This is a genomic window from Providencia sp. PROV197 (assembly GCF_028479625.1).
Classification (GTDB): domain Bacteria; phylum Pseudomonadota; class Gammaproteobacteria; order Enterobacterales; family Enterobacteriaceae; genus Providencia; species Providencia vermicola.
This window is the reverse complement of sequence record NZ_JAMPNZ010000039.1, coordinates 19,641-31,971: the sequence shown is the minus strand read 5'-3', so window position 1 is coordinate 31,971 and position 12,331 is coordinate 19,641. Positions and strand designations below refer to the sequence as shown.

At 41.9% G+C, this 12,331-nt stretch carries 9 protein-coding genes; 4 read left to right on the top strand and 5 right to left on the bottom strand.

The window, feature by feature from the left end; genetic code table 11:
- Nucleotides 1–54: 54 nt before the first annotated feature.
- Together PR808_RS19715 and zur are read left to right on the top strand one after the other, a co-directional pair.
- Entirely contained in the window at nucleotides 55–2,100 is a 2,046-nt protein-coding gene (locus tag PR808_RS19715; RefSeq protein ID WP_272539940.1) for a TonB-dependent receptor plug domain-containing protein, read from the top strand.
- A 268-nt stretch (nucleotides 2,101–2,368) separates the two neighbouring features.
- On the top strand, nucleotides 2,369–2,890 hold the full coding sequence (gene zur, locus PR808_RS19710; protein ID WP_272539939.1) for a zinc uptake transcriptional repressor Zur: 522 nt from the start codon (nucleotides 2,369–2,371) through the stop codon (nucleotides 2,888–2,890).
- Between the two features lie 181 nt (nucleotides 2,891–3,071).
- On the opposite strand, the gene lexA is transcribed toward zur, so the two are convergent.
- Both lexA and PR808_RS19700 read right to left on the bottom strand, forming a co-directional pair.
- A complete protein-coding gene (gene lexA / locus PR808_RS19705; protein WP_206086229.1) occupies nucleotides 3,072–3,689 on the bottom strand; it encodes a transcriptional repressor LexA in 618 nt (205 codons plus the stop codon).
- 137 nt (nucleotides 3,690–3,826) lie between these two features.
- Complete coding sequence (locus PR808_RS19700) at nucleotides 3,827–4,201, bottom strand: diacylglycerol kinase (RefSeq protein ID WP_206086228.1); 375 nt, start codon at nucleotides 4,199–4,201, stop codon at nucleotides 3,827–3,829.
- 126 nt (nucleotides 4,202–4,327) lie between these two features.
- Between PR808_RS19700 and plsB the strand changes: the two genes are divergently transcribed.
- A complete protein-coding gene (plsB, locus tag PR808_RS19695; protein WP_272539938.1) occupies nucleotides 4,328–6,829 on the top strand; it encodes a glycerol-3-phosphate 1-O-acyltransferase PlsB in 2,502 nt (833 codons plus the stop codon).
- Nucleotides 6,830–6,915: 86 nt separating this feature from the next.
- Here the strand turns inward: plsB and ubiA are convergent, their stop codons facing one another.
- From ubiA to pgi, 3 genes are all read right to left on the bottom strand, one after another.
- Nucleotides 6,916–7,770 carry a 4-hydroxybenzoate octaprenyltransferase gene (gene ubiA, locus PR808_RS19690; protein WP_272539937.1) on the bottom strand — a complete coding sequence of 285 codons (855 nt, stop codon included), beginning with the start codon at nucleotides 7,768–7,770 and terminating at the stop codon, nucleotides 6,916–6,918.
- A gap of 149 nt (nucleotides 7,771–7,919) precedes the next feature.
- Nucleotides 7,920–8,432 (bottom strand): chorismate lyase, encoded by a 513-nt coding sequence (ubiC, locus tag PR808_RS19685; protein ID WP_442960070.1) that lies wholly within the window; start codon nucleotides 8,430–8,432, stop codon nucleotides 7,920–7,922.
- A 298-nt stretch (nucleotides 8,433–8,730) separates the two neighbouring features.
- Nucleotides 8,731–10,377 (bottom strand): glucose-6-phosphate isomerase, encoded by a 1,647-nt coding sequence (gene pgi, locus PR808_RS19680; RefSeq protein WP_272539935.1) that lies wholly within the window; start codon nucleotides 10,375–10,377, stop codon nucleotides 8,731–8,733.
- Between the two features lie 523 nt (nucleotides 10,378–10,900).
- On the opposite strand from pgi, the gene lysC reads away from it, so the two are divergent.
- Entirely contained in the window at nucleotides 10,901–12,277 is a 1,377-nt protein-coding gene (lysC, locus tag PR808_RS19675; protein WP_206086220.1) for a lysine-sensitive aspartokinase 3, read from the top strand.
- Nucleotides 12,278–12,331 lie beyond the last annotated feature (54 nt).

Here is a 12,331-nt window from a genome sequence, read left to right as displayed (position 1 = left end):
CACATCGTTATATAAAAAATAATATATCGTAATTAATGAAACTGGAAAGACATAATGAAAATAAAACAAATAACCTATTTAGTTGGGATGGCTTTATTCGCAGCACAAGGGCACGCCGCATCTGACCCTAAAGCAGAGAAAAATACTGACGTGATGTCTGTTTGGAGTACGCCACTTGCAGCGGATGCCAATGTCATCACTGAAGAACAAATGAAGCAATTGAATAAAACCAACGTAGCGCAAGCATTGAGCACCATGCCAGGGGTCTCTATTCAAAAATCAGGTAACCGTAACGAAACACAGGTGAATGTGCGTGGTTTCGATAGCCGCCAAGTACCTATCTTCTTTGATGGTATCCCAACCTACGTGCCCTATGATGGTACGTTGGACTTAGGCCGCTTTATGACTAGCGAGTTGGCGAGTGTTGAGCTTTCGACGGGCTATACCTCGTTACTGCAAGGGCCAAACTTGATGGGTGGTGCAATTAACTTAACCACCGCAACACCGAAAAAGCCGTTTGAAGCCAATATCAGCTTAAACCAAGGTTTTGCTCGTGGTGCAGATAATGCCCACAATATTAGCGCACGATTAGGTGGCCGCAATGACTTAGGGTTTATTCAAGTCAGTGGTAGCCAGTATAAGCAGCGTTTTGCTGGCTTACCTGGCTCTGATGATAATAATGCTTTTGCAGGCACACATGGCCGCAGAACAAACTCATCTAGTGATGATAAACGCTTAATGATTAAAGCAGGTTGGACACCTCGAGAAAGCGATGAGTATGTGGTGACCTATATTAAACAAGATGGACAAAAAGATAGCGCTACAGATATTGCTCCCGATGTAAAAAAAGGATTACAACGTTGGCAATGGCCTGCATACGATAAAGAAAGTATTTACTTTAACGGAACAACACAGATAACCAGTGATATCGCCTTACAAAGCCGGATTTATCACGATAGCTTTAAAAATACCCTTCACCAATATACTGATGCTAAAAGTAAGGTGAAAAGCACTAGCTATGACGAATACAAAAAGTGGAATATGAATTACAGTCGTTACGATGACTACAGCAACGGTGCCGACATGCGTGTTGATTTCACCGTGCGTGAACTCGATATGTTGTCATTCGCCGCACACTGGAAAGAAGACGTTCACCGTTCTCGTGGTAATAAGGTTGTCCCATTTGATCGTTATAAAGACCAAACGTGGTCTACTGCTGCTGAATACCAATGGGTTGCAACTGATAAACTAGATATTATTGGTGGTATTGGTTACGACTGGCGTAAAAGCGATGATGGAAAACGTTATATTTATAATAAGCAGAATGTCGTCACTGGCATTGAAACCTATGATAGCAACAACCAAAATGCCTTTAATTGGGAAGTCATGGCGCGTTACCACTTAGCAAATGAAGACACAGTACAATTCTCTATTTCTGAAAGAAGTCGTTTCCCTACACAAAAAGAACGCTATACAAAGAATAAAATCAGAAATAAAGACTCCTTCGAGATCAATCCTCATCTTGATGCAGAACGTGCACTAACCTACGATTTAACCTATAAAGGATACGTTACTCCTCAATGGACCTATACAACTAGCGCTTATTATAATCATGTATCGGATGCCATCATGGCACACCATATCGGAAAAAATAACGATGGTGGCGATTTACTACAAAACCGCAATAGCGGAAAAGTCGACTACTTCGGTATTGATTTAGGCACGACAGGCCAAATTACCGATTGGATGGAAGCAGGTTTAAGCTACGGGTATATTCATGCCGATCCAAAACACTACAGCGTCAAGCATGTGGCTGAGCTGCCAACCCATAAAGCCTTTGCTTGGGTGAAATTTACCCCTTACGAACCGTTTAGTATTACGGTGACTGAAGAAGCCAGAAGCTGGGCATTTAACTATGTGGATGCTGAAAGTAAAGTGCGCGGATTTGCTAAAACTGACCTGCGTTTAGATTATGACTTAGGGCAAGGCGTTTCCGTCAATAGCTCAGTGAATAACTTATTTGATAAGTCTTATGAATATACCAATGGCTATATTGAAGAAGGTCGCAACTATTGGTTAGGTATTGAATATAAATACTAACCCATAATATATTAGGCAGAGATTTAATTCTTTGCCTAATATTTATTATCATATCTATAGAATTCCAATATTTATTATTAATAAATAAAAATATATTCATTGTTTTCTCCATTTATTATTTCTTTTATTTTTCATTTTTATCTAACAAAATTCAGTTGAGTACATGCCCTTCTCCCTTCTACTTTCTCTTTTCAAGCTATTTCAGTCAGAAAACTATGATAAACTTGTTCCTATAGTCGATACTTAGTTTTCGAAGTTGGAGTCAAAAATGAAAAAAATGAGTGAAGATAAGATACTTGTGATGGCAGAGCGTATCTGCCAATCAAGGGGCGTTAGATTGACTCCACAGAGAGAAACCGTGTTACGTCTTATTGCACAGCAACACGGTGCTATCAGTGCCTACGATTTATTAGATTTACTGCGTGAAGTTGAACCACAAGCAAAACCACCCACTGTTTACCGTGGGCTTGAGTTTTTAATGGAGCAAGGCTTTATTCATAAAATAGAGTCAACCAACAGCTACGTTGTTTGCCATCACTTTGATAACCCAAGTCATATCTCAGTGATGCTAATTTGTGATCATTGCGGTAGTGTGACTGAAAGTGATTGCGCAACAATAGAAGCCGCCATTATTAGCCTAGCGGAAACTAATCAGTTCCGTTTAAGGCATACTGTTGTGGAAAACCATGGTTTATGTAAAAAGTGTGATGAAATTGATAGCTGCAAAGACCACGCACACTGTAGCCATGACCATGAGCAACCGATCACTGCAAAAAAAAGTAGCAAATAACGTTGTAGAATCCACGACATTACTTATATAAGAAAAGAATACGAAAAGTAGTATAAAAAAGGATATAAAAGATAAGAACTAAGTAAAGCAGGCAGATCTCTATACATCAATGTGAAATCTGCCAGCAATAATGGAAAAATCAAACAAGCAGCGCGCCGCTACCTACCTGATAATCTAAGAATTAATACCAATCACTATTACGGATCACCCCAACTGCTAAACCCTCAATGGTGAAGCTTTGCTCGCGTAAATCGACAACAATCGGCGCAAACTCAGGATTTTCAGCGATTAACTCAACACGATTACCTTGTTGTTTAAAACGTTTAACAGTCACTTCATCATCAATGCGCGCAACAATCACTTGGCCATTATGCGCATTTTGTGTTTTATGAACTGCTAATAAGTCACCGTCCATAATACCGATGTCTTTCATCGACATACCATTCACACGTAATAGGAAATCTGCGTGAGGTTTGAAAAGTTCAGGATCAACCTGATAATGACTTTCAATATGTTCTTGTGCCAATAAAGGTTCGCCAGCGGCAACGCGCCCAATCAAAGGTAACCCTTGATCTTCAGCCTCTTCTTCAAGAAGTAGACGGATGCCTCGTGATGCCCCAGAAACAATTTCAATTACACCCTTGCGAGCCAAGGCTTTTAAATGTTCTTCTGCCGCATTAGGCGAACGAAAACCAAGACTTGCTGCTATTTCAGCACGTGTAGGAGGCATACCTGTTTGCGAAATGTGGTCACGCACCAGATCATAAACCTGCTGTTGTCGAGCCGTCAGTGCTTTCATTCCGTTCCCCTGTTTGTTTATACAGTCAAACTGTGAGTATATACAGGTAAATGAAGATTTGAAACAGTTAAATTGCTGAATTTAGGCATTTGCTATCGATTGACTCTCTTTTCTCGACTCTAAACAACGTTTATTGGCTAGGCAGAAAAATAACGCTGCCATAAAATCAGTGCCCATATAAATAACGCTAAACCAATACTGATGAATACAGCCGCTGACCCAATATCTTTAGCGCGCCCTGAAAGTTCATGATATTCACTGCCAATACGATCAACAACAGCTTCTATTGCACTATTTAGTAACTCGACGATAGCCACCAGCACAACGGAGCTGATCAGCAATATTCTATCCACGTAACTGATATCTAAGCAAAAGGCGATAATAATCGCAATGACTGCTGCAACAGACTCCTGCCTAAATGCCGCTTCATTTATCCAAGCCGCTTTTAACCCCTTAAGGGAGTACCCTGCTGCTTTAATCACGCGGGTAAAACCCTTAGTTTGACTTGCCATATTTATTCCTTAAAAAATTCAAACAATAATCGATTTTTACAGTCAAAGTGAATCGTCAGTAACAGATCTACCAGTGGATTTCTGGTATGATTGCGCAGCATTGTTAACAAGAGGCTATAATCATTTATGTCACTATGGCGTAAAATATATTACAACACGTTGAATTTACCACTTAAATTATTGGTAAAAAGTAAACTAATTCCATCGGACCCAATTACAGAGCTGCAGCTTGATACCAACAGGCCAACGCTGTATGTATTGCCTTATCACTCTAAGTCCGACCTCCTAACGCTACGGCATCAATGCTTGGCTATCGGTCTGCCTGACCCTTTGGTTGATAACGACATCAATGGAACAAAGCTTCCTGCTTATGTGTTTATCGATGATGGCCCACGCGTATTTCGTTATTACTCACCAGATCCGCGTAAAGATTCCGTCAAAACATTCCATGCGTATTTAGATTTGCATAAAAACAATCCGAATCTGGATATTCAAATGCTCCCCGCATCGGTTATGTTTGGGCGCTCTCCAGGTCGTGAAGGGCATACCCCTGCACCACCACTGAAGCTATTAAACGGGGTGCAAAAATTCTTTGCTGTCCTGTGGTTAGGTCGTGATAGCTTTGTTCGCCTATCGCCCCCCGTTTCCATCGGGAAAATGGCGCAAGACCACGGCACAGATACCATTATTGCGAATAAATTAGCGCGTGTCGCCCGCATTCACTATTCCCGCCAACGCCTTGCGGCTGTCGGCCCGAAATTGCCCGCACGCTATGAACTATTCAATAAGCTTTTGACCTCAAAAGCGATTGAAAAAGCAGTCGAGGATGAAGCACGCAGTAAAAAAATTCCACTGAAAAAAGCACAGCAAAATGCGGTGAATATGATGGAAGAAATTGCTGCGAACTTCTCCTATGAAGCCGTGCGTTTAACTGACCGTGTACTGAGCTGGACATGGAACCGCCTCTATCAAGGCATTAATGTGCAGCATGCTGAGCGCGTTCGCCAATTAGCGCAAGATGGCCATGAAATTGTGTATGTGCCTTCCCACCGAAGCCACATGGACTACCTATTGCTGTCTTATGTTCTTTATCATCAAGGCTTAGTCCCGCCGCATATCGCCGCAGGGATCAACTTGAATTTTTGGCCAGCTGGCCCAATTTTCCGCCGCCTTGGTGCCTTCTTTATCCGCCGCACCTTTAAAGGAAATAAACTCTATTCCACGGTTTTCCGTGAGTATTTAAGTGAGTTATTTGCTCGCGGTTACTCTATTGAGTATTTTGTTGAAGGTGGACGTTCCCGAACTGGCCGTTTATTACAGCCAAAAACGGGAACGCTATCAATGACACTGCAAGCCATGCTACGTGGTGATTCGCGCCCTATCACTATCGTACCTATCTATATTGGTTATGAACATGTGATGGAAGTAGGCACTTACGCAAAAGAGCTGCGCGGTGCAGAAAAAGAGAAAGAAGGCTTATTTTCAATGATCCGCGGCTTGCGCAAGCTGCGTAACTTAGGTCAAGGGTATGTGAACTTTGGCCAGCCAATTTCCCTTTCTCATTACCTTAACCAACGCGTGCCAGATTGGCGTGATTCGATTGACCCTATTGAGCCGCAGCGCCCAACTTGGTTAAACCCAACAGTCAGCTCGTTAGCAGATAACATCATGGTGAATATCAATAATGCTGCCGCAGCTAACGCTATCAACTTGTGCGCAACGGCTTTACTGGCCTCACGTCAACGTTCATTAACCCGTGAGCAGTTAATTGAGCAAGTGGAATGTTATCTGCAATTATTACGCAATGTGCCATACACCGCCGATGCGACTACGCCAAATAAAACGGCTGAACAACTGCTCGAACACGCGTTGCAAATGGATAAATTCGAGGTAGAAAAAGACAGCATGGGGGATATTATTATTCTTCCTCGTGAAAATGCCGTATTAATGACCTACTACCGTAATAATATCCACCACTTATTGGTGTTACCGTCACTGATCACCAGTATTGTGTTGCACCATGAGCGTATCAGTCGTCAAGAAATTCACCATCAAGTCAGCCAAATCTATCCGTTCTTAAAAGCTGAACTGTTTATGCGTTATAACGACGAACAGCTGCGTGAAACAGTCGATACTCTGATTGATGAGCTAAATAATCAAAAACTTATCTGTCTAAGAGACGACGAAATGGTGGTATTGAACCCACGCCGTATTCGTCCATTACAACTCTTAGCCGCTGGTGTCCGTGAAACATTACAACGCTACGCAATCACGCTGTCATTACTCAATGCCAGCCCTGAAATAAGCCGTAATACGTTGGAAAAAGAAAGCCGTATTCTTGCACAACGTCTCTCTGTACTTCACGGTATTAATGCCCCTGAGTTCTTTGATAAAGCAGTGTTCTCAACGCTCGTTGATACGCTTAGAGAAGAAGGCTATATCGATAACAATGAAAATGATATCTTCACCACTAACGCTAAAAAACTGTATGCGGTTCTTGCGCGGTTAATGTCCCCAGAAATCCGTTTAACCATTGAAAGTGTTAGCCAAGACGATGAGTTTTCAGAAGAGAAAAAAGTGGCTAAGCCCGATGAGTCCGCTCAAATCACAGAGCCAGAAAAAGACTAATCTGGTTTTGTAAACCGATAAAAAACAAAAAGGTAATGTTGAAAAACATTACCTTTTTTGTTGGTCTATTGAACATCATTCACTTGCTAAAAATAGCTCACCATGATGCCAATAAACAAAATCAAGCCAACGAAGTTATTATTCATAAAGGCCTTGAAGCAGGGAGCTCGTTCGCGGTTCATCATCAGTTTTTGCTGATAAACAAATAACCCCACAACCAGCGCCAGAGAAAAATAGTAAATGCTCCCCAGAGCAGCCAATGATCCCACAGCCACCAGCAAGCCGACCATCAGTAATTGCAGTAACCCAATAATTAATTTGTCATACTGGCCAAATAAAATGGCTGTTGATTTCACGCCGATTTTTAAATCATCGTCACGGTCAACCATGGCATATTGCGTGTCGTAAATCACTGACCAAATAATATTTATTAAAAACAATACCCAGCATACTAACGGAAGTGTTTCACCCACCGCAGAGAAAGCCATTGGAATCGACCAGCCAAATGCTGCGCCCAGTACAACCTGAGGTAAATGACTGACTCTTTTAACAAAAGGGTAAATCCATGCCAAAGCAAGCGCCGCAATGGACAACCAAATTGTCATTAAATTTAAAGTTAAAACCAGCAAGAAGGACACACCCACTAAACTTGCAAACAAAATTTTAGCTTCTTTTTCCGTCACATCCCCACTGGGTAATGGGCGATGTTTGGTGCGTTCCACATGACCATCAAAATGTCGGTCAGCGAAATCATTAATCACACAACCTGCGGCGCGCATGAAAAACACCCCCGCAGTAAACACAATCAAAATGTGCAAATTGGGCGTGCTTTGAGCAGCTATCCAGAGTGCCCAATACGTCGGCCAAAGTAATAACAGTGAACCGATGGGTCTATCAATACGCATTAAACGGCTGTATGCATGCCATTTACTTAGCGTCATACTTCCCTCCACTTTGTCGTGCTCCTTTTCTCACTCCATCATACTTCAAAATAGGTAGGTGTTCACACCACTCAGTTGAGCAAATCACGGATTTTTGTGTATTAGTGTCGTGTTTTGCCAAAATCTATAATTTGAAATAGTTTGGATAATTAACGATATGCAGGTGATTCTGGTAAAAATATCTCGGTTAACAATAAAGGTTTATCGGATAACCTTAATCGAGAGCGGCGAACCCAACGTTCTGCGGAACGACCAATATGAATGTAATCACGCGTTAGGTTATCTCGACTAAATAAATAGCGCCCTAATGGCATCCGACCAATATCCACTAATTGCTGGTCATCATCGGTGAGTGTTTCTTCCGGAATGACCGTACGACCAAGCAACCACGGAGTACCATCTCCATACATAACCACTTCGCGCACCCAGTAACGATGACTTGCAGGTAAATTTTGTGCTTCTTCCGTACTCAGCATCACTTGCGATACATAGCGTTCTAAATATGGAATGACAGTCACTTTCTGGCTATGTTGTTCAAAACGTTTTGTCATGGAGCCAAGTTCAAGTAACCAATCGAGCATGTTAGCGGGAACTCTTTCATCATCCTGCGCAATCCATTCAATTGGCTGCGAGGTAAATAGCATTTCATCCATTACGTAAATTCCACCATGAATAACATGGTTATGATTTCTGTATTTCTTACCAAGTAGAATATCACGTTGTTTTGCTACAAGGTTAAAGTTAGCTAACAATTTATATAAAAAGTCACAAATTCAACACAAATTGTAAAAAAATAGTGAAATATTCCATAATTAATAACATGTTATAAACAAAAATAAAATTCGTTAATACTTTAATAATCTAGCTGACATTAACTTATTCTGATGTTTCTTCTAATAAAGAAAACGGGAAGCCACCGACGCTTCCCGCTTAATTTCACGACGTAATTTCAATAAACCATTAACGCCAAGCTTTATAGTTGTTAATTAAGCCATTGGTTGAACTGTCGTGGCTGCTGACTTTTTCACTGCTTTCTAATTCAGGCAGAATGCGGCTCGCTAATTGTTTACCTAATTCTACGCCCCATTGGTCAAACGTGAAGATGTTTAAAATCGCCCCTTGAGTAAAGATTTTATGCTCATACATCGCGATTAACGCACCTAATGAATATGGCGTAACTTCTTTGAGTAAAATCGAGTTCGTTGGGCGGTTACCTTCAAATACTTTATACGGTGCCACATATTCCATATCGGCCACTGATTTGCCTTGCGCAGCAAATTCAGCATCGACCACTTCACGCGTTTTTCCAAATGCTAGCGCTTCTGTTTGCGCAAAGAAGTTAGAAAGCAGCTTCTCGTGGTGGTCACCCAGTGGATTATGTGTGACTGCTGGCGCAATAAAGTCACAAGGGATCATTTTTGTCCCTTGGTGGATCAATTGATAAAACGCATGTTGCCCGTTCGTCCCTGGCTCGCCCCAAATAATTGGGCCAGTTTGATATGAAACGGGTTTTCCATCACGGCCGATATACTTACCATTGGATTCCATATTGCCTTGTTGGAAGTATGCCGCAAAACGATGCATGTATTGGTCGTATGGCAGAATCGCTTCAGTTTCTGATTCAAAAAAATTGTTATACCAAATGCCAATCAACCCTAACAATACGGGGATATTTTTCTCCAGCGGTGTTTGAGTGAAATGTTTATCCATTGCATGAGCGCCATTCAATAATTGAACGAAGTTATCAAAGCCGACGGATAAAATGATGGATAAACCAATCGCTGACCATAATGAGTAGCGGCCACCAACCCAATCCCAAAACTCAAACATATTGTTGGTATCAATACCAAACTTAGCGACTTCTTCACCATTGGTGGAAAGTGCCACAAAGTGCTTAGCAACCTGGCTTTCATCTTTTGCAGATGCTAAGAACCAATCACGAGCTGAATGCGCATTAGTCATTGTCTCTTGCGTAGTGAATGTTTTAGACGCAATTAAGAACAATGTCGTTTCTGGATTCAGTGTTTTCAACGTTTCAGCGATTTGCGTGCCATCCACATTAGAAACAAAGTGCATATTCAGGTGGTTTTTATAAGGGCGTAATGCTTCAGTCACCATGAATGGGCCAAGGTCAGAACCGCCAATCCCGATATTCACAACATCGGTAATCGCCTTACCCGTAAAGCCTTTCCATTCACCACTAATAATGCGTTGGCTAAATTGCTGCATTTTTTCCAGCACAGCATTAACGTCAGGCATCACATCTTTGCCATCTACGTAAATTGGTGTGTTGTCGCGATTACGTAAAGCCGTATGCAGCACAGCACGGTCTTCCGTGCGGTTGATTTTTTCACCCTTGAACATACTATTAATGGCACTTTCTAGCTCAGTTTCTTTTGCCAGTGCTAATAAATTGTCTAAGGTTTCTTGCGTTATTCTATTTTTGGAGAAATCCACTAAGATTTGACCATCGAACGTTGCCGAAAATTTGGTAAAGCGGTCTTTATCTTGCTCGAACAAATCACGCATATGCACATCTTTTATTTGCGCAAAATGTTGTTCTAGCGCCCGCCATGCAGCCGTCTGGCTTGGATTAATACTTCTCATGGATAACACTCTCCAAACAATTTTCAATAGAAATAGATTGTAACCCGTCAAGGAAACAGGGCTTATCGGTTTTCTGCGTTATATTGATATTCCCCAATTCTGCCGTACTTTTCCAGACTTAATTATCCCTTTTATATGAAATACGCACTTTCAATGCCATTTAGCTTAAAAAAAGCGACAAGTGAAGATAGACCGATGAGCATACACAAGTATGTGATTCGGCTATCTGAATGCAGTCAACACCCATGCAGCTTGAAAAAGCCACTAATCTACATACGCTAAATCATTCGAGTTGCATGTAGGCGACAAGTGAAGATAGACCGATGAGCATACACAAGTATGTGATTCGGCTATCTGAACGTAGTCAACACCCATGCAGCTTGAAGGATGACGCGTATGACGAAAACCGATAATAACCCCCCCATCATTAGAATTACTGATTTGCTTCGATTCTTGATTGACGCGATTCTATTTACCCGATAAATCTATATAAAGTTTAGGTTTAACCAAAGGGATTGACACCATGAATACCGTAGCGTCTTCGTCAGACAACAATCAGTTTGTTATTGCAAAATTTGGTGGCACCAGTGTCGCGAACTTTGAGGCAATGAACAACAGCGCAAATATTGTTCTTTCCAACCCCAACGTGCGCGTTGTGGTACTTTCCGCCTCCGCAGGCATTACTAACTTATTGATTGAATTGGCTGAAGGTTGTGACGCTGATAAACGCAATGCGCTACTGCAAAAGGTTAAAGATATTCAATATGCAATTATTGATAACTTACAGACTGCAGAGGTTATTCGTGAAGAAATCAATCGCTTACTTGATAACATTGCCCATTTAGCAGATTCTGCATCTCTTGCCACTTCAGATGCATTGACAGATGAAATGGTAAGCCATGGGGAATTGATGTCGACTCTGCTTTTTGTTGAAGTTCTACGCCAACGCAATGCCAACTCACAATGGTTTGATGTGCGTAAGATCATGAGAACCAACGACAGTTTTGGACGTGCTGAGCCTGATCTCAACCAGTTAAAAGCCCTTTCAGAACAACACTTACAAACTCGCTTAGGCGAGTCAGTCGTGATTACGCAAGGCTTTATTGGCCGCGATGAAAAAGGCCGAACAACCACATTGGGACGCGGTGGTAGCGACTATACCGCAGCCCTATTGGCTGAAGTATTGAATTTATCTCGTGTCGATATTTGGACAGACGTTCCTGGTATCTACAGCACTGATCCGCGCGTAGTAGCAAATGCACAGCGTATTGATGAAATCGCCTTCGATGAAGCGGCAGAAATGGCAACTTTTGGGGCAAAAATTCTGCATCCAGCCACATTACTACCCGCGGTACGCTCAGGTATCCCTGTGTTCGTAGGCTCCAGTAAAGCTCCAGAAGCGGGTGGGACAATTGTCAGTGACAAAACCACGAATCCACCGCAATTTAGGGCATTGGCACTGCGTCGTAAACAAACATTATTAACATTACATAGCCTGAAAATGCTGCATGCGCGTGGGTTCTTAGCAGAAATTTTCACTATCTTATTGCGCCACAATATTTCCGTGGACTTAATTACCACTTCAGAGGTGAGCGTTGCATTAACGTTAGATACCACAGGTTCAACAGGGACAAATGGCAGCTTACTCACCAACGCTCTCATGACAGAGCTTTCTGCATTATGCCGTGTTGAAGTGGAAGAAAACTTAGCGTTAGTGGCAATTATCGGTAATGAACTGTCGCAAGTGAATGGACTCGGGAAACAAATTTTCGGTGCATTAGAGTCCTTCAATATTCGTATGATCAGCTACGGAGCAAGCAGCCACAATATTTGCTTGTTAGTTCCAGGTGATGATGCGGAAGATATCGTTCGTACATTACACAGTAACTTATTCGAATAATCCACACGATCCGATCAAAAAACGATAAGGCGATCTTCATGATCGCCTTTTAAT